This is a genomic window from Pseudomonas sp. ACN5, assembly GCF_002303975.1.
GTDB lineage: Bacteria > Pseudomonadota > Gammaproteobacteria > Pseudomonadales > Pseudomonadaceae > Aquipseudomonas > Aquipseudomonas laurylsulfatiphila.
In genome coordinates, this window is record NZ_MRCP01000013.1 from 171,126 (window position 1) to 195,614 (window position 24,489).

21 protein-coding genes are annotated in these 24,489 nt (G+C 62.2%); 19 read left to right on the forward strand and 2 right to left on the reverse strand.

Annotation, left to right across the window (positions count from 1 at the left end):
• Positions 1–10: 10 nt before the first annotated feature.
• Entirely contained in the window at positions 11–814 is an 804-nt protein-coding gene (locus tag BSF40_RS23100; RefSeq protein WP_095966906.1) for a type 1 glutamine amidotransferase domain-containing protein, read from the reverse strand.
• Positions 815–1,411: 597 nt separating this feature from the next.
• Between BSF40_RS23100 and BSF40_RS23110 the strand changes: the two genes are divergently transcribed.
• The 5 genes from BSF40_RS23110 (at position 1,412) to BSF40_RS23130 (ending at position 6,585) form a co-directional block, all read left to right on the forward strand.
• Positions 1,412–2,263 (forward strand): sugar phosphate isomerase/epimerase, encoded by an 852-nt coding sequence (locus BSF40_RS23110; protein ID WP_095966907.1) that lies wholly within the window; start codon positions 1,412–1,414, stop codon positions 2,261–2,263.
• 14 nt (positions 2,264–2,277) lie between these two features.
• Positions 2,278–3,348 carry an isopenicillin N synthase family oxygenase gene (locus BSF40_RS23115; RefSeq protein WP_095966908.1) on the forward strand — a complete coding sequence of 357 codons (1,071 nt, stop codon included), beginning with the start codon at positions 2,278–2,280 and terminating at the stop codon, positions 3,346–3,348.
• A 45-nt stretch (positions 3,349–3,393) separates the two neighbouring features.
• Positions 3,394–4,188 carry an ABC transporter substrate-binding protein gene (locus BSF40_RS23120; protein WP_095966909.1) on the forward strand — a complete coding sequence of 265 codons (795 nt, stop codon included), beginning with the start codon at positions 3,394–3,396 and terminating at the stop codon, positions 4,186–4,188.
• 64 nt (positions 4,189–4,252) lie between these two features.
• Positions 4,253–5,800 (forward strand): amino acid ABC transporter permease/ATP-binding protein, encoded by a 1,548-nt coding sequence (locus BSF40_RS23125; protein ID WP_095966910.1) that lies wholly within the window; start codon positions 4,253–4,255, stop codon positions 5,798–5,800.
• Positions 5,797–6,585: an SDR family oxidoreductase gene (locus tag BSF40_RS23130; protein WP_095966911.1), complete on the forward strand. Its 789-nt coding sequence runs from the start codon at positions 5,797–5,799 to the stop codon at positions 6,583–6,585. Before BSF40_RS23125 ends, BSF40_RS23130 begins: the two co-directional genes overlap by 4 nt.
• A 150-nt stretch (positions 6,586–6,735) precedes the next feature.
• On the opposite strand, the gene BSF40_RS23135 is transcribed toward BSF40_RS23130, so the two are convergent.
• A complete protein-coding gene (locus BSF40_RS23135) occupies positions 6,736–7,713 on the reverse strand; it encodes a LysR family transcriptional regulator (RefSeq protein WP_015094778.1) in 978 nt (325 codons plus the stop codon).
• A 394-nt stretch (positions 7,714–8,107) separates the two neighbouring features.
• Here BSF40_RS23135 and BSF40_RS23140 point away from each other — a divergent pair, with 394 nt between their 5' ends.
• From BSF40_RS23140 to BSF40_RS23205, 14 genes are all read left to right on the forward strand, one after another.
• Complete coding sequence (locus BSF40_RS23140; protein WP_095966912.1) at positions 8,108–8,437, forward strand: DUF485 domain-containing protein; 330 nt, start codon at positions 8,108–8,110, stop codon at positions 8,435–8,437.
• Entirely contained in the window at positions 8,434–10,083 is a 1,650-nt protein-coding gene (locus BSF40_RS23145) for a cation acetate symporter (RefSeq protein WP_095966913.1), read from the forward strand. Before BSF40_RS23140 ends, BSF40_RS23145 begins: the two co-directional genes overlap by 4 nt.
• Before the next feature lie 172 nt (positions 10,084–10,255).
• Positions 10,256–11,506 carry an OprD family porin gene (locus tag BSF40_RS23150; protein ID WP_095966914.1) on the forward strand — a complete coding sequence of 417 codons (1,251 nt, stop codon included), beginning with the start codon at positions 10,256–10,258 and terminating at the stop codon, positions 11,504–11,506.
• 278 nt (positions 11,507–11,784) lie between these two features.
• Entirely contained in the window at positions 11,785–13,488 is a 1,704-nt protein-coding gene (locus BSF40_RS23155) for an AMP-binding protein (protein WP_095966915.1), read from the forward strand.
• Between the two features lie 107 nt (positions 13,489–13,595).
• The gene (locus tag BSF40_RS23160; RefSeq protein ID WP_095966916.1) at positions 13,596–15,104 is read left to right on the forward strand and encodes a CoA-acylating methylmalonate-semialdehyde dehydrogenase; all 1,509 of its coding nucleotides are present in this window, start codon (positions 13,596–13,598) and stop codon (positions 15,102–15,104) included.
• A gap of 89 nt (positions 15,105–15,193) precedes the next feature.
• The gene (mmsB, locus tag BSF40_RS23165) at positions 15,194–16,084 is read left to right on the forward strand and encodes a 3-hydroxyisobutyrate dehydrogenase (RefSeq protein ID WP_095966917.1); all 891 of its coding nucleotides are present in this window, start codon (positions 15,194–15,196) and stop codon (positions 16,082–16,084) included.
• A 2-nt stretch (positions 16,085–16,086) separates the two neighbouring features.
• Positions 16,087–17,175: an enoyl-CoA hydratase/isomerase family protein gene (locus tag BSF40_RS23170; protein WP_095966918.1), complete on the forward strand. Its 1,089-nt coding sequence runs from the start codon at positions 16,087–16,089 to the stop codon at positions 17,173–17,175.
• An 18-nt stretch (positions 17,176–17,193) separates the two neighbouring features.
• Positions 17,194–18,345 carry an acyl-CoA dehydrogenase family protein gene (locus BSF40_RS23175; RefSeq protein WP_095966919.1) on the forward strand — a complete coding sequence of 384 codons (1,152 nt, stop codon included), beginning with the start codon at positions 17,194–17,196 and terminating at the stop codon, positions 18,343–18,345.
• 66 nt (positions 18,346–18,411) lie between these two features.
• On the forward strand, positions 18,412–20,040 hold the full coding sequence (locus BSF40_RS23180) for a methyl-accepting chemotaxis protein (protein WP_095966920.1): 1,629 nt from the start codon (positions 18,412–18,414) through the stop codon (positions 20,038–20,040).
• Positions 20,037–20,720, forward strand: a complete 684-nt coding sequence (locus BSF40_RS23185) for a TetR/AcrR family transcriptional regulator (protein ID WP_095966921.1) — start codon at positions 20,037–20,039, stop codon at positions 20,718–20,720. The genes BSF40_RS23180 and BSF40_RS23185 overlap by 4 nt, the downstream gene beginning before the upstream one ends.
• A 343-nt stretch (positions 20,721–21,063) precedes the next feature.
• A complete protein-coding gene (locus tag BSF40_RS23190) occupies positions 21,064–21,840 on the forward strand; it encodes an ABC transporter substrate-binding protein (RefSeq protein ID WP_095966922.1) in 777 nt (258 codons plus the stop codon).
• A 111-nt stretch (positions 21,841–21,951) separates the two neighbouring features.
• Positions 21,952–22,641 (forward strand): ABC transporter permease, encoded by a 690-nt coding sequence (locus tag BSF40_RS23195; RefSeq protein ID WP_007978261.1) that lies wholly within the window; start codon positions 21,952–21,954, stop codon positions 22,639–22,641.
• A 12-nt stretch (positions 22,642–22,653) separates the two neighbouring features.
• On the forward strand, positions 22,654–23,352 hold the full coding sequence (locus BSF40_RS23200) for an ABC transporter permease (protein WP_095966923.1): 699 nt from the start codon (positions 22,654–22,656) through the stop codon (positions 23,350–23,352).
• A 9-nt stretch (positions 23,353–23,361) separates the two neighbouring features.
• Complete coding sequence (locus tag BSF40_RS23205; protein WP_095966924.1) at positions 23,362–24,474, forward strand: succinylglutamate desuccinylase/aspartoacylase family protein; 1,113 nt, start codon at positions 23,362–23,364, stop codon at positions 24,472–24,474.
• Positions 24,475–24,489: the final 15 nt, after the last annotated feature.

The following is a 24,489-nucleotide window of genomic DNA, read 5'->3' on the forward strand; positions in this document are numbered from 1 at the left end:
ACTTGATGGATCAGCGAGCTACGTTGCCGGCGGCGAGCACGGCCATCACGGCTTCAGCCACGGCCTTCGGCGATTGAGGGTTCTGGCCGGTCACCAGCCGCCCATCGGTGATGGCAAATGACGTGAACGGCAGCCAGCCCTTGCGGTAACGCGCACCCTGGCTCTCCAACCTGTCCTCAAGGAAGAAGGGCACCTGGCTCTTCATGCCCGACAACAGTTCTTCGCGGTCAGAGAACCCGGTGATGTTTCTGCCCTTGATGATCAACTGGCCTTGTTCATCCTTCAGATCCAGGAGTCCCGCGACACCATGGCAGACCGCCGATACGATGCCGCCCTGGTTGTAGATGGTTTCGGCGACACGCCGCAGGTCGGGGTTATTGGGGAAATCCCACATGACACCGTGGCCTCCCGTGAAGTAGATGACGCTGAACCGGGACGGATCGACATCGGCGATGGGTATCGTGTTCTGCAGGCGAGCGCGAAAGGCAGGGGACTGCAAATGCTCACGGGCAGCCTTGTCCATGTAAAGCCAGCCGAGGCTACGCTCGTCCAGAGGCACAGCGCCGCCCCTGGGGCTGGCAAATACTGTCGTGTAGCCGGCCGCTTCCACCACATCGGTGAAATGCGTCAGCTCGGTCAGCCACAAACCCGTGCTATCGGTCCGTGAGGGATAGCTGGCGTGGTTGGTCATGATCACCAGTATCTGGCGATCTTGCGCAACAACCGTGGAAGGGGCCGGCCCGGCATTTGCAAAAGTCATGAATGCACCGCCTATCAATACCAACGCACAGGAAATAAAGGTTTTCAACATCATCCGGGGTCCGACAGTCATGCAGGTCCGTGCATGCTCACCTTAAACCTCACTTTAAGGTCAACCCCCGCGGCTGCAAAAAATCGCCGCGCCTGTTCGCACACATCACACCACCGGCATTGCCAATATTGAAGTGTTCATACCGGGTTCTGCCGGCATGATTCGCGGTGCCAGGTTTGCCAATCTGATTCGTCCGCTGCCGGGTTTGTCGTTCGTCATAAACCTTTCAAGTTCAAATCGCCTCGCGGCCCGATGTCGCTTGGCAGTCTTCAAAATGATGTCGTAGTAAAGGCACCCCTCGTCAACACCCAGCGTAGACACGCACTCCCCCACAAAATCCCTCCTGGCAAGCGTGATAATTAGCCAGCTATTGGTTAATGAAAGTCTGAAGTATTCATTTGAACTTTCAGATTCTTTCGCTGCGCAGCCTGTGCCTAACATCGGCTCCACAGCGAACCAGCCTCGGCATCGCTCAGTGGCATCAGGTTACGCAGGGATCCGGTTTCGAAGTCCTCTGCCGCCACCGACCATTGATCGCTTGGCCGCCTGGTGCCGTCGAAGTGCTTTTGCAGTAGGCCCTGGGATTTTTGAGGATCACCGATGAAGCTGGAAATTTTCCGTACGCTGTGGGGTTACACCGCCAGCAAGGCTCAGGCGCTCGAGGAGTTGCTGCAAGCGGGCTTTGATGGCATGGAAGCGCGCCTGCCCCTGGACGCCCGCGAACGGGCTGAGTTTGGCGCCTTTCTCCGGACCAACCGCCTGGGCTATATCAGCACCGTCTTCAGCGCCTACGACGTGCTGCCGGATCAGTCGGCAACGCCTGCCGTCCACATCAATGACCTCGACCAGAAGCTCGCCTGGGCCGCTGAACTCTCCCCGCGCTTCGTCAACGTGTTGGCGGGCAACGATCGTTGGTCCCTGGCGCAACAGGTGGAGTTTTTTGGCCAGGCGCTGGAGCTGGCGCGCAAGCACGGTCAGGTCTGCAGTTTCGAAACCCATCGCTCGCGTTCGCTGTTCAACCCCTGGGTGACCCTGGAGTTGATCCGGCAACTGCCCGATCTGCTGTTCACCAGTGACATCAGCCATTGGGTCGTGACCTGCGAGCGCCTGTTGAACGATCCGGCCGACGACCTGAGCGCGTTCATCGAACGGGTTCACCATATCCAGGCCCGGGTCGGTTATGACCAGGGGCCGCAGGTTCCGCACCCGGCGGCGCCCGAATATGCAAAAGAACTGGCTTTCCATCAGCAGCACTGGGAAAGCATCTGGCGCTCGCAGCAGGCCCGCGGTTACCAGGTCAGCACCCTGACCCCGGAATTCGGTGCCGACGGCTACCTGCATCACCTGCCCTTCACCAATGTCCCGGTCGCCGACCTGTGGTCGTTGAACGTGTGGATGGGCCAGACCGAGCGCAAACACTTCGAGCGTTTCCACCACTCAAGCCATCCTTAGGGAGCCGATGCGTCATGCCTGACAATAAAAACAACAGCGCCAGCACTGACACACTCAAAGCCAACTTCAACAGCATCCCGGTGATCAACATCGCCGGTCTGTTCAGCTTTGAACTGGAACACCGCCTGGCCGTGGCCGAACAACTGGGGCGCGCCGCCAGCGAAGTCGGGTTTCTCTATATCACCAACCACGGTATCGACCCGCAACTGATCGCCAACCTGCGCAAGGCGGCCAAGGACTTTTTCGACCAGCCCCTCGACACCAAGATGCGCCACTACATCGGCACCTCGCAGACCCACAAGGGTTTTGTGCCCGAAGGCGAAGAGGTCTACTCCAAGGGCAAGCCGGACCACAAGGAAGCCTTCGACGTCGGTTTCGAAGTCCCGGCCGATGATCCGCTGGTACTGGCCAATACCCCATTGCTGGGGCCCAACGACTGGCCGCAGCTGGCAGGCTTCAAGGCCTCGGTGCAGGCCTACTATGAAGCGATCTTCGCCCTGGGTCGGCGCCTGTTCGGCGGCTTCGCCCTGACCCTGGGCCTGGAAGAAAACTATTTCGACAGCCTGGTCACCCGTCCGCCGTCCAAGCTGCGCCTGATCCACTACCCGTTCGACGGTGCCGCCCATGACGCACCGGGTCTTGGCGCCCATACTGATTACGAGTGCTTCACCATCCTCCTGGCCGATAAACCAGGCCTTGAGGTGATGAACAATCTTGGCCAATGGATCGATGCACCACCGATTGCCGATGCCTTCGTGGTCAACATCGGCGACATGCTGGAGGTGATGACGGCAGGCGCATTCGTTGCCACTGCGCACCGGGTACGCAGCGTGAAGGAGGAGCGTTATTCCTTCCCGCTGTTTTATGCCTGTGACTACCACACCCAGATCAAACCGCTGCCCGGGTTCGCCCAGGCCGGCAACGACTATGAACAGATCACGATCGGCGAACACATGTATGGCCAGGCGCTGCAGACCTATCAGTATCTGCGCCAGAGGGTGGCCAACGGGGAAGTTCAACTGCCAGGCAAGGCACGCAAGCCCGCCAGTTTCGGACATTTGAAAAATCAGGCGCAACCGTCCTGATTGAAGTTTTCAGCTAACCCCTACCTACGCCGGAGTCAGTAAATAATGAAAAACAATAAAATGAACCTCTTGAGCCTGGCTGTATTGGCAGCCGGCATGTTCGCAGCCACGGCGAGCATGGCCGCGGCAGAATCGTTCAAGGTCGGCATGGAGATCACCTACCCTCCTTTCGAATCCTATGACAAGGACAAGAATGTGGTGGGTTCGGACCCCGAACTGGCAACGGCACTGGCCAAGCACATGAACGCCAAGGTCGAGTTCGTCGACACCAAGTTCCCGAGCCTGATCCTGGGCCTGAACTCCGGCAAGTACGACGCGATCATTTCCGGCATGTACATCACGCCGGAGCGCCAGACCCAGGCCCAGACCATTGCGTATGCCAACACCGGTGCCGCGGTCATGGTGCCCCAGGGCAGCGAGATCAACGCGAAAAAACCTGAAGACCTGTGCGGCCTGAAGCTGGGCCTGGAACAGGGCACGACCTGGGTCAAGGAATTCAGGAAGCTGTCCGACGAATACTGCGTGCCGAACAACAAGGGCGCCATCACCGTCAGCGAATACCCTTCGGCGCCCGAAGTGACCCAGGCCCTGCTGTCCAGGAACATCCAGGCCCAGGTTGAAATCGCCGGCGCCGCCAAGATGATCGCGGAAAAGACCAATGGCCGGGTCGTGATCACCACCGAGCATCCGATCTATCAGCAAACCCTGGGCATCTTCGTCAAGAAAGGTAACGACGAAACCTACCAGGCCGTGCAAAAGGCCTTCGAGGAGACGAAAAAGAGCGGAGAATACGCAGCAATCCTCAAGAAGTATGGCCTGGAAGAACCGACCGCCAACTAAGAACCTGCCCTTGTAGTCTGGTTATCTGCCGTCCCTGCGCGGGGGCGGCAGATCGAGGTGTCCCATGCAATTCGATTGGTCGTATTTCTTCTCCCTGTTCTCCCTGCCGGACTTCTGGAATGCCTGCGTCACGGTCATCCAGCTCAGTGCCCTGGCCTGGTTCATCGGCATGCTGCTGGGTTTTGTCCTGGCCACCGCCAAGCTGTCCCAATCGCCCTTGCTGCGCATTCCCGCAGCGGTCTACATCTGGTTTTTCCGCAGCATCCCGTTGCTGGTGCTGGTGGTGTTCGTCTACAACCTGCCGCAGTTGTTTCCCGGTAGCGGACCGATTCTGTCCAACCCCTTCTACGCAGGCCTGCTGGCCCTGGTGGTCACTGAAGCGGCGTACATGGCGGAGATCCATCGTGGCGGTCTGATTTCCGTGGCCAAGGGCCAGAAGGAAGCCGGGCGCGCGCTGGGGGTCGGCGTGCTCGGCATGCAACGCCTGATCGTGATCCCCCAGGCGTTCCGTATTTCGCTGCCCACCCTGATCAATGAATACATCACAGTGGTCAAGCTGACTTCGCTGGTCTCGGTCATCTCCCTGACCGAAATCCTCACGGTCGGCCAACGCCTCTATGCCACCAACTTCCTGGTCATGGAAACCCTGGCGGCGGTGGGCGTCTACTACGTGTTGATCGTCACTGTATTCGGCTATTTCCTGCAGCGCCTGGAGCGCTACCTGGACCTGAACTTCCGCAAGCCGCACACACTCGACGCGGCCACCATCGCCAGGTTCAAGGCCAGCGCCGAAGCCTTGCCCGACATTGCGCGCAAAGCCGCAGGCAACAACACAACGCCGATCCTGCAACTGAACAACATCCAGAAGAGCTATGGCACCCACAAGGTGCTGCTGGGTATCGACCTGAGTGTCGATTACGGCCAGGTGGTCTCGATCATCGGACCATCCGGCTCCGGCAAGACGTCGCTGATCCGCACGGTCAACGGCCTGGAAAGCATCGATACCGGCGACATCAAGTTGTTCGGCGAAACCTTCATCGAAGCCTCGGACAAACCCAACAGCTCGCGCCTGCGCAAAGGCGTGCGGCACATCGGCATGGTGTTCCAGAACTTCAACCTGTTCCCGCACCGCACCATTCTCGACAACATCACCCTGGCACCGCGGTACCACGGCCAGCCGGGCGAATTGAGCGAGCATCGTGCCTATGCGCTGCTGGACAAGGTCGGCCTGCTGGCCCATGCCCACAAGTACCCGCACCAGCTCTCCGGCGGCCAGCAACAGCGCGTGGCGATCGCCCGGGCCCTGGCCATGGAGCCGCAGATCATGCTGTTCGACGAGCCGACCTCGGCCCTCGATCCGGAACTGGTCAACGACGTGCTCAACGTGATCCGCGACCTGGCCAGGGAAGGCATGACCATGCTGATCGTGACCCACGAAATGGACTTTGCCATGTCGATTTCCGATCGGGTGATTTTCATGGAGAACGGCAATGTTCAACTCGATGCCGCACCTGAGACCATTCGCTGCGAAGCTGAAGGTGAGAGGGTACGGCGCTTCATGGGCATCGGTGCCCGATCGGCAAACCTCTCTGCAGCGGTGGATCACGCATGAATCTTGGAATTGCAGGACGTTGGGCGCTGGTCTGCGCCGCCAGCAAAGGCTTGGGTAAAGCCTGCGCACAGGCACTCGTCACCGAAGGCGTGAACCTGGTAATCACCGCACGGGGCGAAGACACGCTGAATGAAACAGCCCGTCAGCTGAGGGCGATAAATCCTGAAGTGACGGTCATCGCCGTGGCCGGAGACATTTCCACGCCCGAGGGTCGGGCGGCAGCGCTCATGGCCCATGAGCATTTCGATATCCTGATCAACAACGCCGGCGGCCCTCCTCCCGGGGATTTCCGCGAATGGAATCGCGACGCCTGGCTCAAGGCGCTGGATGCCAACATGCTGACCCCTATCGAGCTGATCAAGGCAACGGTAGACGGCATGGCGGCACGCGGATTTGGCCGGATCATCAACATCACCTCGAGCGCCGTGAAGTCCCCGATCGAAAGCCTGGGCCTGTCCAACGGCGCGCGCAGTGGCCTGACGGGGTTCATTGCGGGGCTGGCCCGGCAAGAAAACATTGCCAGCCGCAATGTGACGATCAACAACCTGCAACCGGGCTCGTTCGACACCGATCGACTGCGCGACAACCTGGTCGCCGCTGCCCACGAAATGGGGCAAGACAGTGAGGCATTCCTTGACGAATGCCGTCGCGAAATCCCTGCCGGACGCTTCGGCTCACCCGAGGAGTTCGGTGCGCTGTGCGCCTTCGTCTGCAGCAGCCATGCAGGCTACCTGACCGGGCAGAACCTGTTGATTGACGGAGGGGCCGTTCGCTCAAGCCAGTGATGACGGCAGGCACCCCCATGCCATTGGTCAGCGCCATTCTCTTGCAGGAGCTGTCGAGTGCAACGAGGCTGCGATCTTTTGATTGTTTAAAAGCAAGATCAAAAGATCGCAGCCTGCGGCAGTTCCTGCAAGGCTGCACCTCCCATTCCCTCAGGGCGACGGCAAGTAGAGCATCGTATGGGACTCCCCCATCAACAACGGACGATTCAGCTGCGCACAAGCGCGCAGATAGTCGGCTACCAGGGTGACCCGCTTGAGCTTGCGCAAGTCCTCGCTGTAATACATCCAGAACTGTCGCGTGACTTCCACTTCCCCCGGCAGCACTTCGCACAGGCGGGGATCGGGGCCGGCGAGGAAGCAAGGCAGGATGGCCAGCGCCCGCCCTTCCAGGGCTGCATGGTAATGGGCCACCACGCTGGTGCTGCGCAGGCGGCAGTTGGCGCCAGGCATCAGGTCGTTCAGGTAGAGCAGCTTGAAGCTGAAGGCCAGGTCTTCGACGTAGGTCACGAACGGGTGGCCGGACAGGTCTTCACGACAACCGATCAACGGATGATTGGCCAGGTACTCCGGCGTCGCATACAGGCGCAGGCGGTAATCGCACAGTCGCGAGCACACGTATGGACCGCGTTCGGGCCGCTCCAGGGTGATGGCGATATCCGCCTCGCGCCGTGACAGGTTGATGAAGTGCGGGACCGGCAAAATGTCCGCTGAGATATTCGGGTAGTGCTCGAGGAAATGGCTCATCTGCGCCGTGATGAAACAGGTTCCGAAGGCTTCCGTGCAACCAATGCGCAGATGCCCGGAGAGCCCCCCTGTGGTGCCGAAAACCTGTTCGCAAGCCACCAGCAGCGTACTTTCCAGGCTTTCGGCGTGGCTGACCAGACGCTGCCCTTCCACGGTCAGGACGAAACCTGAGGTTCGCGATTTCTCAAACAGCAGGGCGCCCAGGCACTGCTCCAGGGCACGGATGCGCCGCGACACGGTGGTGTAGTCCACTCCCAGGCGTCGAGCCGCACCGCTGGCGGTGCGAGCACGGGCAACTTCGAGGAAGAAACGCAAGTCGTCCCAGTTCAGCGGCGGCTGCGTTGTGCGTTTTTGCATATCCATCGAGCTTTTCTGCCAATACATATGGGAAATATGCCCTTATATACTCGCATCTCACCCAACTTGGCCAGCGTCGTTTTCCGGCCAGGAAAGTCCCCTCCCCAATAATAAATAACGAGGGCTGACAGCATGAGCGCATGGATAAACGCCGGCCTGCACGCCGGACACAAACAGCTGCGCAACAGCGCAATCGCGACCACGGTTCTCGCCTGCCATTGGCCCGATCCTCTGCTCGCCTCGCAGCCGATCAGGGCCGCCCTCCTGCACCGCCCACTCTCCTTCGCAAGATCGTCCAGGCGGCAATAACTCCAGCACATCAGCATTCAGGTGGCGTCCCGCATCGGGTCGCTGCCCGGGTACCCGTACGCCCCTCAAAAGGCCGAACAACAAAAACAACTAGAAAAAGCGGAGCCTCACCATGACGACTGACCATCCGAACCACACCCAGACCTGTGCACGGGTCAGGGCCAACCCCAAGTTCCAGCGCCTCGCGCGCCAGCGTGCGCTGCTGGCCTGGACACTGAGCGGCGCGGTCCTGGCGATCTATTACAGCTTCATCATGGTGGTGGCTTTCGCTCCCGCCTGGCTGCACCTGCCGCTGTATGACGGCAGTCACCTCAGCCTCGGCATGCCAATCGGCGTGACGATCATCCTGTTGTCCTGGCTACTCACCGCCTGGTACGTGCACAGCGCCAACACCCGCTTCGACGTGCTCAGCTCGCAGATCCTCCAGGAGTCCCGCGCATGAAACGCCTGTCCGCCCTGCTCGCCCTCAGCCCTGTGCTGGCCCATGCCGACCCCATCATTGCGCAGAAGCAACCGCTCAACCTGCACGCCATCGGCATGTTTTTCGTCTTCGTCCTCGCCACCCTGCTGATCACCTGGTGGGCGGCACGGCGCACCCGCTCCGCCGCCGATTTCTACAGCGCAGGCGGCGGTATCACCGGCTTTCAGAATGGCCTGGCAATCGCCGGTGACTACATGTCGGCCGCCACGCTGCTGGGCCTGTCGAGCCTGGTCTTCGCCAAGGGCTACGACGGTTTCGTCTACATCATCGGCTTCTTTGTCGGCTGGCCGATCGTCACCTTCCTGATGGCCGAGCGCTTGCGCAATCTGGGCCGCTACACCTTCGCCGACATCGTCTCCTACCGACTCGATCAAACCCGCGTGCGCAGTTTCGCCGCCCTCGGATCGCTGACCGTGGTGTGCTGCTATCTGGTGGTACAGATGGTCGGTGCCGGCCAACTGATCAAGCTGCTGTTCGGTCTCGACTACCGCACGGCGGTGGTGGTGGTCGGACTGTTGATGCTGGTCTATGTGATCTTCGGCGGCATGCTCGCCACCACATGGGTACAGATCACCAAGGCGGTCCTGCTGCTGGCGGGCGGCACCACCCTGGTGCTGATGGCCCTGAGTCGCTTCGACTTCAGCTTCGAGACGCTGGCCGCCCAGGCTGTGGCGGTGCATGCCAGCGGTATACAGATCATGGGCCCGGGCACCTTGCTGGCCGACCCGATCAACGCAGTGTCCTTATCCCTCGGCCTGGTCTTCGGCATTGCCGGCCTGCCGCACATCCTGATGCGCTTCTTCACGGTGCCCAATGCCAAGGAGGCGCGTAAATCGGTGTTGTTCGCCACGGTGTTCATCGGTTTCTTCTTCCTGGTGGTCTGCGTCCTGGGCTATACCGCCATCGTCATCGTCGGCACGGATCCGCAGTACTACGTCGATGGCAAGCTCGGCGGGGCCATGATCGGCGGCGGCAACATGGTAGCCATGCACCTGGCGAAGGCGGTGGGTGGCAACCTGTTTCTCGGCTTCCTCTCTGCCGTGGCGTTCGCCACCATTCTCGCGGTGGTGGCCGGCCTGGCCCTGGCCGGTGCCTCGGCCATCTCCCATGACCTTTACGCCTCGGTGTTGAAGAAGGGCTGCGCCGACGAGAAACAGGAAATGCGCGTGTCACGCATCGCCACCGTTTGCCTGGGCATCGTGGCGATTTCCCTCGGCATTCTGTTCGAAGGCCAGAACATCGCCTTCCTGGTCGGCCTGACGTTCGGTATCGCCGCCTCGGCGAATTTCCCGGTACTGATCATGGCCATGTACTGGGGCGGCCTGACCACCCGCGGCGCCCTCTACGGCGGACTGACCGGCCTGGTCAGCGCCCTGGCCCTGGTGATCGGCTCGCCGTCGGTGTGGGTCGGCGTACTGGGGCATGCCCAGGCGCTCTTCCCTTACGACCAGCCAGCGCTGTTCTCCATGCCACTGGCCTTCCTCGTCATAGTGGTCGCCTCCAGGCTTGACCGCAGCGAACGCGCCGACCGCGAACGCGCTGCCTATGCCGACCAGTTCGTCCGTGCCCAGACCGGCCTTGGAGCGGCCATGGCCAGCAGTCACTGACGCTGATTTTCCGGGGCTTTCGCCCCGAGCGCGAGTCCGCTCCTTTGCTTCGCGCTTTTTTACACCCGCCCTGCGCCGCTCGGCGCAGGACACCCCCAATAGCGCCCTTCCCTCGCCACTCCAAGTGGCGCGGGAGCGGCTCGTCGACAACAAAAACAACAAAAGGCATCCAATGAAACCCACCACCCTCACCCTGTTCCTGGCCGGCAGCGGCCTCGCTGCACAGGCTCATGCCGACTTCCTGGAAGACAGCACGGCCAGGCTGGAGATGCGTAACTTCTACTTCAACCGCGACTTCCGCCAGGCTAATGCCACCCAGTCCAAGCAAGAAGAATGGGCCCAGGGATTCCTGCTGCGCTACGAATCCGGTTATACCGACGGCATGATCGGCGTCGGTATCGATGCCCTCGGCCAGCTCGGCGTCAAGCTCGATTCCAGCCCCGATCGCGCTGGCACCGGCCTGCTCAAGCGCGACAGCCAGCCGCCCAGGCGCGCCAAGGACGAGTATGGCGAACTGGGCCTGACGGCCAAGTTCAAAGCGTCCAACAGCGTGCTCAAGCTCGGCACCCTGGCCCCGAAGTTGCCGGTGCTGCTGGCCAATGATTCGCGCCTGTTGCCGCAAACATTCCGCGGTGGCCAGTTGAATGTTCAGGAGATCAAAGGCCTGAGCGTCGACGCGGGGCGCGTGGATCGGGTCAACCAGCGCGACTCCTCGGACTACGAGAAAATGTCCATCACCACCACCGGCGCCAAGGGCATTGTCGGTGGCCAGGCCCGCAGCGACGCCTTCAATTTCGCCGGCCTGGCCTACCAGTGGAACGAGCGGCTGAACACAGGCTACAACTACGGCGGCCTGGACGACTTCTATCACCAACACCAGTTCAGTCTGGTCCACGTCCTGCCGCTTGGCGCGGGCCAGACGCTCAAGAGCGACCTGCGCTACGCCCGCTCCACCGACGATGGCCACAGCAACATCGACAACAATGCCTTCGGCGCCATGTTCACCTATGCCCTCGGCGGCCATGCCTTCGGTCTCGGTTACCAACGCATGAGCGGCGACACCGGCTTTGCCTACGTCAATGGCACCGACGCCTTCCTGGTCAACTTTGTGCAAATCAACGATTTCGCCAACAAGGACGAGCGTTCCTGGCAGGCGCGCTACGACTACAACTTCGCGGCCCTCGGCGTTCCCGGCCTGACCTTCATGACCCGCTACTTGTCCGGCGACAGCATCGACCTGGGCGTCGGCAAACCCGACGGCCACGAATGGGAGCGCGACACCGACATCGGCTACGTGCTCCAGAGCGGCCCGCTGAAAAACCTCGGCCTCAAGTGGCGCAACGCTACGGTGCGCACCGCCCACTTCGGTAACGACCTCAACGAAAACCGCCTGATCCTCAGCTATACCCTGGCGCTCTGGTAAATCCCCGCACAAGGCGTGCGCGGCCTGCATCGCTTGACGGTGCGGGCAGCGCCCGCCTTGTCGATTCAACGATGCAGCAGACCCATGCTTTTTTGCACAACATACGGGATTTTTTGAGCATTCTTATTTGATTTATGCCTGCCTATACTCGATTCAACCACCTGGCCATGAACCCGGTCAGTCCCAATAAAAATAAATAGGGCACCCACCGTGAAGCTATCCATGCTTGCCGTCGTCTCCCCACTTTCAGGTAACCGCGCGCGTCTCGGGAGCCTCCAATGAACAACCACTGCCAACCCTTCCTGGACGCTCGTGATTTCCTGCTGGCCCACCGTACCGACTACGCCACCGCCGTACGTGACTTCCGCTGGCCGCAGCTGAACGAATTCAACTGGGCGCTGGATTACTTCGATGCCATGGCCGAAGGCAACCAGGCCAACGCCCTGTGGATCGTCGAAGAGGACGGCAGCGAACAACGCTACAGCTTCCAGCAACTGGCAGCGCGCTCCAACCAGGTGGCCAATCACCTGCGTACCCTGGGCGTGCGCCGCGGCGAACGCATCCTGCTGATGCTCGGTAACGATGTCGCCCTGTGGGAAACCATGCTGGCCGCCTTCAAAATCGGCGCCGTGGTCATTCCCGCTACCGCGCTGCTGACCCCCGATGACCTGCGCGACCGCATCGAGCGTGGCCATGTTCGCCACCTGGTGGTCGGTAGCGCCCATGTCGACAAGTTCGACGGACTGGGTGAAGACTGCAGCCGCATCTGCGTCGGCCCGTCCCCCGCCGGCTGGACCCCGCACAGCGCCGCCAGCGAGCATTCCGAGCAGTTCGAATCAGAAGGTCGCACGCTGGCCACCGACCCGATGCTGCTGTACTTCACCTCCGGCACCACCTCCAAGCCGAAGATGGTGTTGCACAGTCACCAGAGTTACCCGGTCGGCCACCTCTCGACCATGTACTGGATTGGCCTGCAGCCGGGCGACCTGCACCTGAACATTTCGTCCCCGGGCTGGGCCAAGCACGCCTGGAGCTGCCTCTTTGCACCCTGGAATGCCGGTGCCTGCATCTTCATCCACAACACTGCTCGCTTCAGCGCGCCAGCCCTGCTCGGCGTGCTCGAGCGCTATGGCGTCACCAGCCTGTGCGCGCCACCTACCGTGTGGCGCATGCTGATCCAGGAAGACCTGGCCAGTTACAAGACTCGCCTGCGCCTGCGCGAACTGGTGGGCGCCGGTGAGCCGCTCAACCCGGAGATCATCGAGCAGATCCTGCATGCCTGGGGCCTGTTGCTGCGCGACGGCTTCGGCCAGTCGGAAACCACCGCACTGGTCGGCAACACGCCTGGCCAGCGGCTCAAGCCGGGCTCCATGGGCCGTCCGTTGCCGGGCTACCGGGTGACCATGCTCGATCCCGATGGCGTGCCGGGTAACGAAGGCGAAGTGGCCCTGCCGCTGGACGTACGCCCGCTTGGCCTGATGCTGTGCTACGAGGACAGCCCGGAAAAGACCGCCGAAGTGATGCGCGACGGCTACTACCGCACTGGTGACACCGCACAGATCGACGACGAGGGCTACATCACCTTCGTCGGCCGTGCCGATGATGTGTTCAAGGCCTCCGACTACCGCATCAGCCCCTTCGAGCTGGAAAGCGCGCTGATCGAGCACCCGGCGGTGATGGAAGTGGCCGTGGTGCCAAGCCCCGACCCGGTGCGCCTGGCAGTGCCCAAGGCCTATCTGATCCTGGCCCATGACGCACAGGGCAGTCACGAACTGGCCGGCAGCATCCTCGCGTTCGCCCGCGAGCACCTGGCGCCCTACAAGCGGGTACGGCGCATCGAATTTGTCAGCGAGCTGCCCAAGACCATCTCCGGAAAAATCCGCCGGGTGGAACTGCGGCAAATGGAAGTGCAGCGTCGCCAGGGCGACGCACGTGGCCCGCAGGAATACTTCGAAGAAGACTTCCCGCAACTCAAAGGCTGACCCCTGGGGCCGGCATGCCGGCCCCTCTCCCGAATCCAGACCCGACCACTCGGCCAACCACGCCGAGGGGACTCATTCGCCCTAACAAAAGCAGGCAGGACCCGTAAATGACCTCTTCCATCGTTCCCAGCGTCAAGCTTCTCATCAACGGCGAGTTCGTCGAATCGCGCAGCACCCAGTGGCGCGACGTGGTCAACCCGGCCACCCAGGAAATCCTGGCCCGAGTGCCCTTCGCCACCGCCGAGGAAATGAACGCCGCCGTGGCCAGCGCAAAGCAAGCCTTCAAGACCTGGCGCAAGACCCCGATCGGTGCCCGTGCCCGTGTCTTCCTCAAGTACCAGCAGTTGATCCGCGAGAACATCAAGGAACTGGCCGCCCTGCTCACCGCCGAGCAAGGCAAAACCCTGCCGGATGCCGAAGGTGACGTGTTCCGCGGCCTGGAAGTGGTCGAACACGCCGCCAGCATCGGCAATTTGCAGATGGGCGAATTGGCCAACAACGTGGCCAACGGCGTCGACACCTACACCCTGCTGCAGCCGCTGGGCGTGTGCGCCGGTATCACCCCGTTCAACTTCCCGGCGATGATCCCGCTGTGGATGTTCCCGATGGCCATTGCCACCGGCAACACCTTCGTCCTCAAGCCATCCGAGCAGGATCCGCTGGTCACCATGCGCCTGGTGGAACTGGCGCTGGAGGCCGGTGTGCCAAAAGGTGTGCTGAACGTCATCCACGGTGGCGTCGACGCGGTGAACCTGATCTGCGACCACCCGGACATCAAGGCCGTGTCCTTCGTCGGCTCGACCAAGGTCGGCACCCACGTCTACAACCGCGCCACCCAGAACGGCAAGCGCGCGCAGTGCATGATGGGCGCGAAAAACCATGCCATCGTCCTGCCTGATGCCAACAAACAACAGACCCTGAACAACCTGCTGGGCGCCTCCTTCGGTGCTGCCGGCCAGCGCTGCATGGCGCTGCCAGTGGTGATCCTGGTGGGTGAAGCGCAGACCTGGCTGCCGGACCTGATCGAACGAACCAAGACCCTCAAGATCAATGGCGGCACCGAGCCGGGCACCGACATCGGCCCGGTGATTTCCTGCGCCGCCCTGGAGCGCGTCAACGGTCTGATCGCCAGCGGCATCGAAGAAGGCGCCCGGCTCGAACTGGATGGGCGCAACCCGAGCGTGCCGGGCTACCAGGATGGCAACTTCGTCGGCCCGACCATTTTCTCCGGCGTCACCGCGCAGATGTCCGTGTACCGCGAAGAGATCTTCGGCCCGGTGCTGTGCGTCATGCACGCCGCCAACCTGGACGAGGCGATCGAGATCATCAATGCCAACCCGAACGGCAACGGCACTGCCCTGTTCACCCGCTCCGGCGCTGCCGCGCGGCACTTCCAGGAAGAGATCGACGTCGGTCAGGTCGGCATCAACGTGCCAATCCCGGTACCGGTCCCGCTGTTCTCCTTCTCCGGTTCCCGCGCCTCCAAGCTGGGCGACCTGGGTCCTTACGGCAAGCAAGTGGTGACCTTCTACACCCAGACCAAGACGATCACCCAGCGCTGGTTCGACGAGGACGACACCGGCGGCGCGGTGAACACCACCATCACCCTGAAATGACCTTTGCCGGCCGGCGCCTTGCGTCGGCCGACGACAAGCGCGCGCAGGGTTTGCTGCGCCACTGCCCCCACTCGTAAAAGGTAGCCAACATGCATATCGGATTTCTCGGCCTCGGCAACATGGGCGGCCCAATGGCCCGCAACCTGCTCAAGGCCGGCCACAGCCTGACCGTCTTCGATCCCTTCCCCCGGGCGGTCGCCGCCCTGGTGGAAGCCGGCGCCAGCGCCGCCGACTCACCCGCGGCCGTGGCCAAGGCCAGGGTTGAGGTGATCATCACCATGCTGCCGACCGCCGAGCACGTGAAGCAGGTCTATCGCGGCAAGGATGGCCTGCTGGCCAATATCGGCCCGGGCGTGCTGTTGATCGACAGTTCGACCATCGACCCGCTGAGCACCCGCGAGGTGGCCAAATACGCCCTTGCCCAAGGCAACCCGATGCTCGACGCGCCGGTGTCCGGCGGCACCGGCGGTGCGGCGGCAGGCACCCTGACCTTTATGGTCGGTGGCCCGGACAGCGTGTTCGACCAGGCCTTGCCGATCCTCTCGGCGATGGGCAAGAACATCGTGCACTGCGGCGCAGCAGGCAACGGCCAGGTGGCCAAGATCGCCAACAACATGCTGCTCGGCATCTCCATGGTCGGCGTCGCCGAAGCCATGGCCCTGGGTGTAGCCCTGGGCATGGACGCCAAGGTCCTGGCCGGAGTGATCAATACCTCCACCGGTCGCTGCTGGAGCTCGGAAATCAACAACCCGTTTCCGGGCGTGCTGGAAAACGCTCCAGCCTCACGGGGCTACAGCGGCGGCTTTGGCAGCGACCTGATGCTCAAGGACCTGGGCCTGGCCACTGAAGCGGCCAGGCACGCGCGCCAACCGGTCGCGCTCGGTGCCGTAGCCCAGCAGCTGTACCAGACCTTCAGCCTGCAAGGTAACGGCGGCCTGGACTTCTCCGCCATCATCAACCTGTTCCGCCGGGAAGCCTGAACATGAGCGAGCAGCAAGCCCCGGTGCTGGCCAGCGTACGCAACCGTGTCGGCCACCTGACACTGAATCGGCCAGGCGCGTTGAACACCCTGGACTTGCCCATGGTGCGTCTGCTCTGCCGGCACCTGTGGGCGTGGGAGCAGGACCCGGAGATCGTCGCCGTGACCCTTCGCGGCGCCGGTGAAAAGGCCTTCTGCGCCGGTGGCGATATCCGCATGCTGTACGACAGCTACAAGGCCGGCGACAACCTGCATGAGCTGTTCCTCGAGGAGGAGTACGCCCTGGACGAGTACCTGCATGGCTACACCAAGCCCGTGCTGGCACTGCTCGATGGTTTCGTCCTCGGCGGCGGCATGGGCCTGGCCCAGGCCGCCTCGTTACGGGTGATCACCGAGCGCACGCGGATGGGCATGCCGGAAGTCGGCATCGGCTTTTTCCCCGATGTCGGTGGCAGCTATTTCCTGCCGCGCCTGCCAGGTGAACTGGGAACCTATCTGGGTATCACCGGCTGCCAGGTGCGTGCCGCCGATGCCCTCTATGCGAACCTTGCCGACTACTACCTGCCCAGCGAACGGCTGGCCGAGCTGGATGCCTGCCTCGACCACCTGAACTGGACCGCTGCGCCCGTCGAAGACTTGCAGGACCTGCTCGCCGACATGGCCACCGAGCGACTGGCCGGTTCTGAGCTCAAGGCCTGTCGCCAGGCGATCGACGCGTATTTCGCCCTGCCCGATGTCCCGGCCATTCGCGCCGCGCTGCAGCGCGAACAACGCCCCGAGCTGCAAGACTGGGCCGAGCAGACAGTGAAGGTGCTCGACAGCCGCTCGCCAATGGCGATGGCAACGACGCTCGAGTTGTTGCGCCGTGGTCGTTACCTGAGCCTGGCCGAGTGCTTCGCCCTTGAGTTGCACCTGGACTACCAGTGGTTCGACAAGGGCGACCTGATGGAGGGTGTGCGCGCCCTGATCATCGACAAGGACAAGTGCCCACGCTGGAACCCGCCAACCCTGGCGGAACTGGCACCTGCCCGGGTGCAAGCCTTCTTTAACAACTTTGAACGCGCCTCCGGCAAGCCCGTACGCACCGCCTGATCGGCAGGAGACTTTGCAATGCACGATATCGAATTGACCGAAGAACAACGCATGATCCGCGACATGGCGCGCGACTTCGCCCGCAGCGAAGTCGCGCCGCATGCCCAGGCCTGGGAGAAGGCCGGCTGGATCGATGACGCCGTGGTGGCGCAGATGGGCGAGTTGGGCCTGCTGGGCATGGTCGTACCGGACACCTGGGGCGGCAGCTATACCGACTATGTGGCCTACGCCCTGGCCGTTGAAGAAATCTCGGCCGGTGACGGTGCCCTCGGCGCGCTGATGAGCATCCACAATTCGGTGGGCTGCGGCCCGCTGCTGAAATACGGCACCCCCGCGCAACAGGACAGCTGGCTGCCGCTGCTGGTCAGTGGTCAAGCGATCGGCTGCTTCTGCCTGACCGAACCACAGGCCGGCTCCGAAGCGCACAACCTGCGTACCCGTGCCGAACTGCGCGACGGTCAGTGGATTCTCAACGGTGCCAAGCAGTTCGTCAGCAACGGGGAGCGAGCCAGGCTGGCCATTGTCTTCGCCGTCACTGATGCGCAACTGGGCAAGAAAGGGCTGTCGGCCTTCCTGGTCCCCACTGACAACCCCGGGTTCGTGGTCGACCGACGCGAACACAAGATGGGCATCAAGGCCTCCGATACCTGCGCGGTGACCTTGAACAACTGCACCATTTCCGAAGCCAACCTGCTGGGTGAACGCGGCAAAGGCCTGGCCATTGCCCTGTCGAACCTGGAAGGCGGCCGCATCGGCATCGCCGCTCAGGCCCTGGGCATCGCCCGCGCCGCCTTCGAGGCTGCCCTGGGCTATGCCCGCGAACGCGTCCAGTTCGGCAAGCCGATCATCGAACACCAAAGCGTGTCCAATCTGCTCGCCGACATGCACACCCGGCTCAACGCCAGCCGCCTGATGGTCCTGCATGCCGCGCGCCTGAAAAGCGCCGGGCAACCGTGCCTGTCCGAAGCCTCCCAGGCCAAGCTGTTCGCCTCGGAAATGGCCGAACGCGTGTGCTCCAGTGCCCTGCAGATCCATGGCGGTTACGGCTACCTGGAAGACTACCCGGTGGAGCGCTACTACCGAGACGCGCGCATCACCCAGATCTACGAAGGCTCCAGCGAAGTCCAGCGCCTGTTGATCGCCCGCGAACTGAGCCACTACGCACTCTGACCCCCTCGAGCCGGACGCCACTGCCGCCTCCGGCTTTCACCTGCCTTCCCTCTCGCGGAGTTGCCCATGCCCGGCTTGCGCAATATTTCCATTAGCCGACGTCTGTGGCTGATTTTGCTGACATCCATCCTGATGCTGCTGATTCTCGCCGGCCTGATGCTCAAGCAGAGCCATGACGACCTTTACACGGCCAAGGCGCTGAAAACCCGCCACGTGGTCGAGACCGCCAGCGGCATCCTGCGCCACTTCCAAAGCCTGGAAGGCCAGGGCCTCAGTCGTGAGCAGGCGCAGCAACAAGCCATCGCGGTCATGCGCGACTTGCGCTACGACGGCCAGGACTACTTCTGGCTCGAAGACCTCGACACGCGCATGGTCATGCACCCCAATGCCAAGCTCGAGGGCAAGCGCATGGCCGGCACGCTCGATCCGGACGGCAAGGCGCTGTTCGACGAAATGGTCGCCACCGCCAAACGCGATGGCGCCGGGCTGGTGCACTACCGCTGGCCCAAGCCGGGTTCCGACGCGCCGGTGGAGAAGGTTTCCTACGTCGAACTGTTCAAGCCCTGGGGCTGGATTGTCGGCTCGGGCATCTACATCGACGACGTGCAGGTCGAGTTCCGCCGCCAGTTGCTCCAGGCTTTCGTCATATTGCTGACGATCACCCTGATGCTCAGTGCGCTGATCCTGCTGATTGCCCGCAGCATCGCCTCGCCACTGGCGCGGGTGGTCGATGCCATGGAGAACATCGCCAGCGGCGAAGCCGATTTGACCCGTCATCTGGATAACCGCTGGCGCGATGAACTGACAGACTTGAGCGGCCATTTCAACGTTTTCACCAACAAGCTGCGTGGCGTGATCGGCCAGTCCATGCAGTCCGCTGACAGCCTGGATCAGGCTTCGAAGTCGCTCGGTGAAATCGCTGCCGATAGCCAGAACCACAGCCAGCAGCAATCGCAGCAGATGGAGCTGGTCGCTGCCGCCATCCATGAGGTCTCCTACGCCGTGCAGGAAGTGGCGAAGAACGCCGAACACGCGGCCAACGAAGTTCGCCAGGCCGAAGAGCAGGCACGTCGGGGCCAGAACAACATCGACAGCAGCCTGCTCCAGATCGACCAGTTGTCCGATACCATCGGCCAGGCCGTCGAGGTGATCCAGAGCCTGGCCCGGGAAAGTACCCAGATCGGCAGCGTGCTGGAAGTGATCCGCGCCATCGCCGAGCAGACCAACCTGCTCGCGCTGAACGCCGCCATCGAGGCGGCGCGCGCTGGCGAACAGGGTCGCGGCTTCGCGGTGGTGGCCGACGAAGTGCGCCTGCTGGCACAGCGCACCCAGCAGTCCACTGCGCAAATCCAGGACATGATCGAGCTCCTGCACGGCAACTCGCAAGCTGCGGTGGATGTCATCAATGCCAGCAGCCAGGCTGCTCGACAAACCGTGGAACAGGCCCACCAAACGGCTGAAAGCCTGCACCAGGTACTCGGCTCGCTGCGCAATGTCACTGAACTGAACGCCTCGATCGCCAGCGCCACCCTGGAGCAGTCACACGTGGTCGAAGACATCAACCAGAATGTGACCCGAGCAGCCTCTCTGGCCCACGAAAATGCCCAGGCAGCAGACCGTTCCAATGCGGCGAGCCAGGAACTGGGCCAACTGGCGGGTCAGCTCAATCGGCTGTTGGGGCAGTTTCGCGTATGAGGTGGATGAGCAACATGCAGACTTCCAGATCCCTTTTTGCCGTACCTGTCGACGAAGAGCGCAACACGCGCTACCTGGAAACGCGGCACAAGGCGGTCGAGCTGTTCGCCAGGCACGGTTTCAGCCGGGTCAGCATGCGCGACCTGGCCACTTGCCTGGGGATCACGGCCGGCTCCCTCTACAACCACATCGATAACAAAGAGGCACTGCTGTTTGAACTGATCGAGGAGCTCTACGAAGCGTTGCTTGATGGCGCCCGCCTGGTGACCCGGCGCAAATCCGCCCCCACTGCACGACTGCACGGCCTGCTTGAGGCGCACCTGCGGCTCCACGAGCGCATGGCCGCGCATTTCCGCCTGGCTGAGTACGACTTCCATTGTTTGAGCGGCGAACAGCAGGCCTCGATCCTGACCCTGCGCGGACGCTACGAGGAGCACCTGGTGGAGGCCATAGAGCAACTCACCGGTCAACCGGCTGGCGCCACCCTGCGCGCGACCATGAACGGCATCGTTTCCCTGCTCAATCAACTGCCGGCCTGGGTCGGGAAGCCCCAGGCCGGCATTGGCGCACGCCGCAAGCTGCTGCATGAGATGGTGATGAGTACGCTGCAGGGTGCATTGCGCGCAACTCAGGTCGCAGACCTTACACACCAGGAAAAACCACCGCTCCAGCGCTTATGAAGCATGCAGTGGCCAAGCGCCACCTTGGCCATCAGCCCTATGCCTTTGCAGCGACGGCCTCCATGCCGATCAGCCTGTGAACCGAACGACAGCTGCCAAAAAGCGCTCTTTCGCCACCCCGGCAAATTCGTTGTGATAACCCGCAGAAACACTCACCAGTGCCGGGACCGATCGGCCACAGGTGCACATTGTCACGCTCGGGACTGATATGTTTTTTTTCAGCTGTCTTGCATATGGATTTTTATTGTGTCATTTATAGCCTCGCCGATCACAGGACTGATCCACCGCGCCAACCCGGATGGCGGGCACCCGTTCCCCCAATGCCCTCCAGGGAGTCAACAATATGAACAAGACAGAACTTCTAGGTGCTCTGGCGCTATGCGCTTTCAGCTTTCTGGCACATGCCGACGAAGACAGCCTGCGTATCGGTATCGAAGCCGCCTACCCGCCCTTCTCCTTCAAGACACCGGAGGGCAACGTCAGCGGGTTCGATTACGACATCGGCAACGCCTTGTGCGAAGAAATGAAGGTCAAGTGCGAGTGGGTCATTCAGGAGTTCGACGGCATGATCCCGTCGCTCAAAGTGCGCAAGATCGATGCCGTGCTGTCGTCGATGTCCATCACCGAAGACCGGATGAAGTCCGTGGATTTCAGCAAAAAGTACTACCACACGCCGGGCAAGTTCGCGATGAAGGCCGGCAATGTGATCAACGACCCTCTGGTCGACCTCAAGGGCAAGAAACTCGGCGTGCAACGCTCCTCGACCTACGATCGTTTTGCCACCGAGCAACTGGAAAAAGCCGGCGTCGTCGTGGTGCGCTACTCCTCGCAGAATGAAGCCTTCCTTGACCTCGCCTCGGGTCGTCTGGACGCCACCCTCGCCGACATCGTCAACACCGACGAGAGCTTCATCAAGACACCGGCGGGCCAGGGTTTCGCATTGACCGGGCCCGACATCAACGACCCGAAATATTTTGGCCGGGGCGCCGGGATCGCCGTGCGCAAAGGCGACAGTGCCAACGTTGCGCGCCTGAGTGCCGCGATCGATGCCATTCGCGCCAATGGCAAGTACCAGCAAGTGATGGCCAGGTACTTCGCGTTCGATATCTACGGCGAGTAAGCCGGCGCCCTGAAATCTGAAACCTGAAACCTGACCCCGGCGCTGCCCCCTGCAGGCGTCTGCCGGGGTTTGTCCTGCGCGCTTCGCGGCGCTCGCTTGAGGAACTTCATCATGCTCCACGGCTACGGATCGAGCATTCTCGATGGCGCCTGGCTGACCATCAACCTGGCCTTGACCTCCATGTCCCTGGCGATTGCCCTGGGCCTGATCGGTGCGGCCTTTCGCCTCTCGCCGCTCAAATGGCTGGCCCTGCTCGGGGAAAGCTACACCACCCTGATTCGCGGCATTCCAGACCTGGTGCTGATCCTGCTGATCTTCTACGGCGGCCAGGACCTGGTGAACCGCCTCGCCCTGGCGCTCGGTTACACCCGCTATATCGACATCAACCCCTACATCGCCGGCGTCTGCACCATGGGCTTCATTTTTGGCGCCTACCTCTCGGAAACCTTTCGCGGCGCCTTCATGGCGATCCCCAAAGGCCAGGCCGAGGCCGGCGTGGCCTATGGCATGGGCGGTGCGCAGGTGTTCTGGCGAATCCTGGTACCGCAGATGATTCGTTTCGCCATTCCCGGGTTCACCAACAACTGGTTGGTACTGACCAAATCCACCGCGCTGATCTCGGTGATCGGCTTGCAGGACATGATGTTCAAAGCCAAGAACGCAGCGGATGCCACACACGAGCCCTTCACGTTCTTCCTCGCGGTGGCGGCGCTGTACCTGATGCTCACCAGCCTGTCCTTGCTGGTGCTGCGCTATCTGGAAAAACACTATTCGGTCGGCATCAAAGCCGCCGAATTGTGAGGGGAGCCACCCATGATTCTCGACTACAACCTGATCTGGGAAAACCTGCCGCTGTACTTCAATGGCGCCTTGTTGACCCTCAAAGTCCTGCTCATTTCCCTGGCCCTGGGCCTGGTATTGGCGATTCCGCTGGCGCTGATGCGGGTGTCGCGATCGCCGCTGATCAACTTCCCGGCCTGGCTCTATACCTACGTGATTCGCGGCACGCCGATGCTGGTGCAATTGTTCCTGATCTATTACGGCCTGGCGCAGTTCGAAGCGGTGCGCCAAAGCGTGCTCTGGCCGTACCTCTCCAGCGCCACCTTTTGCGCCTGTCTGGCCTTCGCGATCAACACCAGTGCCTACAGCGCAGAGCTGCTGGCCGGCAGCCTGAAGTCCACCCACCATGGCGAGATCGAAGCCGCCAGGGCCATGGGCATGTCCCGCCTGACCCTGTACCGGCGCATTCTCATGCCGTCGGCCTTGCGCCGGGCATTGCCGCAGTACAGCAACGAAGTGCTGATGATGCTGCAAACCACCAGCCTGGCCTCCATCGTCACCCTCGTCGACATCACCGGGGCCGCGCGGACTGTCAGCTCACGGTTCTACCTGCCGTTCGAGGCGTTTATCACCGCTGGCCTCATCTACCTCGCCCTGACCTTCATTCTGGTGCGTCTGTTCAAGCTGGCCGAGCGCCGCTGGCTGGCGTACCAGGCACCGCGCAAGCACTAAGGAGCTGACATGGAGCACATTCAATACCTGTTGCCGTGGAGTGCCTCGGGCACCGAACGCACGCTGTCGCTGTTCCGCTTTGGCAGTGGAGCACGCAAGGCCTACATCCAGGCGTCATTGCATGCCGACGAGTTGCCGGGGATGCGCGTCGCCGTCGAACTCAAGCGCCGTCTGCTGGAACTGGAAACCCAAGGCCGCCTGACCGGAGTGATCGAGTTGGTGCCCATGGCCAACCCGATCGGTATCGCCCAGATGTTCCAGGCCACCCATCAGGGGCGCTTCGAGTTCTCCAGCGGCAAGAACTTCAATCGCGACTTCCCGGCGTTGGTCGATGCCGTCGCACCGCTGCTGGAAGGGAAATTGACAGACGATGCCGACGCCAACATCGCCCTGATCCGCCGCGCCATGGGCGATGCCCTCGCAGCCCTGCCGGCACCGGCCTCGGAACTCGACGGCCTGCGCCGCCTGTTGCTGCAGCATGCCTGTGACGCCGATGTGGTGCTGGACCTGCACTGTGACTTCGAATCGATCATGTTGCTGTATGCGATGCCGCAACACTGGCCACGCTTGCAGTCCCTGGCCGCACGCCTCGGTGCGGAGGTCACGTTGCTGGCCGAAGACGCCGGCGGCAGCGCCTTCGACGAAGCCTGCGCCATTGCCTGGCTGCGCCTGGCCGAGCGGTTTCCCGAAGCCAATATTCCCCTGGCGTGCGCGGCCACCACCATCGAATTGCGCGGCATGGCTGACACCGGGCGCGAGCAATGCGTCGACAGCGCCCAGGCCATTCTTGGCTATCTCGCCGAACAGGGCCTGATCAGCGGTGACTGGCCAGTGGCACCGCCGAGCCGTTGCCAGGCCATGCCATTCGCCGGCGCCCAGTACGCCTGCGCACCCCATCCCGGTGTGGTGAGCTTTCTGCAACCGCTGGGCGCGCAGGTCAAGGTCGGCGATCCGCTGTTCGAGGTCATCGACCCGCTGACCGACCGCCATAGCGTGGTAAGCGCCAGCACCGACGGCATTCTCTATGCCCGCGAACGCCTGCGATTTGCCCAGCCTGGATTGTGGCTGGCCAAAGTGGCAGGCGTCACCCCCATTCGCCAGGGTCGCTTGCTCAGCGACTGATTCCAGAGAGTTCAA

Coding starts and splice junctions, on each gene's coding strand:
- BSF40_RS23135 (WP_015094778.1), bottom strand. CDS start 7,713: ATGTATTGGCAGAAAAGCTCGATGGATATGCAAAAACGCACAACGCAG.
- BSF40_RS23120 (WP_095966909.1), top strand. CDS start 3,394: ATGAAAAACAATAAAATGAACCTCTTGAGCCTGGCTGTATTGGCAGCC.
- BSF40_RS23110 (WP_095966907.1), top strand. CDS start 1,412: ATGAAGCTGGAAATTTTCCGTACGCTGTGGGGTTACACCGCCAGCAAG.
- BSF40_RS23205 (WP_095966924.1), top strand. CDS start 23,362: ATGGAGCACATTCAATACCTGTTGCCGTGGAGTGCCTCGGGCACCGAA.
- BSF40_RS23125 (WP_095966910.1), top strand. CDS start 4,253: ATGCAATTCGATTGGTCGTATTTCTTCTCCCTGTTCTCCCTGCCGGAC.
- BSF40_RS23160 (WP_095966916.1), top strand. CDS start 13,596: ATGACCTCTTCCATCGTTCCCAGCGTCAAGCTTCTCATCAACGGCGAG.
- BSF40_RS23115 (WP_095966908.1), top strand. CDS start 2,278: ATGCCTGACAATAAAAACAACAGCGCCAGCACTGACACACTCAAAGCC.
- BSF40_RS23150 (WP_095966914.1), top strand. CDS start 10,256: ATGAAACCCACCACCCTCACCCTGTTCCTGGCCGGCAGCGGCCTCGCT.
- BSF40_RS23185 (WP_095966921.1), top strand. CDS start 20,037: ATGAGGTGGATGAGCAACATGCAGACTTCCAGATCCCTTTTTGCCGTA.
- BSF40_RS23180 (WP_095966920.1), top strand. CDS start 18,412: ATGCCCGGCTTGCGCAATATTTCCATTAGCCGACGTCTGTGGCTGATT.
- BSF40_RS23140 (WP_095966912.1), top strand. CDS start 8,108: ATGACGACTGACCATCCGAACCACACCCAGACCTGTGCACGGGTCAGG.
- BSF40_RS23145 (WP_095966913.1), top strand. CDS start 8,434: ATGAAACGCCTGTCCGCCCTGCTCGCCCTCAGCCCTGTGCTGGCCCAT.
- BSF40_RS23130 (WP_095966911.1), top strand. CDS start 5,797: ATGAATCTTGGAATTGCAGGACGTTGGGCGCTGGTCTGCGCCGCCAGC.
- BSF40_RS23195 (WP_007978261.1), top strand. CDS start 21,952: ATGCTCCACGGCTACGGATCGAGCATTCTCGATGGCGCCTGGCTGACC.
- BSF40_RS23155 (WP_095966915.1), top strand. CDS start 11,785: ATGAACAACCACTGCCAACCCTTCCTGGACGCTCGTGATTTCCTGCTG.
- BSF40_RS23175 (WP_095966919.1), top strand. CDS start 17,194: ATGCACGATATCGAATTGACCGAAGAACAACGCATGATCCGCGACATG.
- BSF40_RS23190 (WP_095966922.1), top strand. CDS start 21,064: ATGAACAAGACAGAACTTCTAGGTGCTCTGGCGCTATGCGCTTTCAGC.
- BSF40_RS23170 (WP_095966918.1), top strand. CDS start 16,087: ATGAGCGAGCAGCAAGCCCCGGTGCTGGCCAGCGTACGCAACCGTGTC.
- mmsB (WP_095966917.1), top strand. CDS start 15,194: ATGCATATCGGATTTCTCGGCCTCGGCAACATGGGCGGCCCAATGGCC.
- BSF40_RS23100 (WP_095966906.1), bottom strand. CDS start 814: ATGATGTTGAAAACCTTTATTTCCTGTGCGTTGGTATTGATAGGCGGT.
- BSF40_RS23200 (WP_095966923.1), top strand. CDS start 22,654: ATGATTCTCGACTACAACCTGATCTGGGAAAACCTGCCGCTGTACTTC.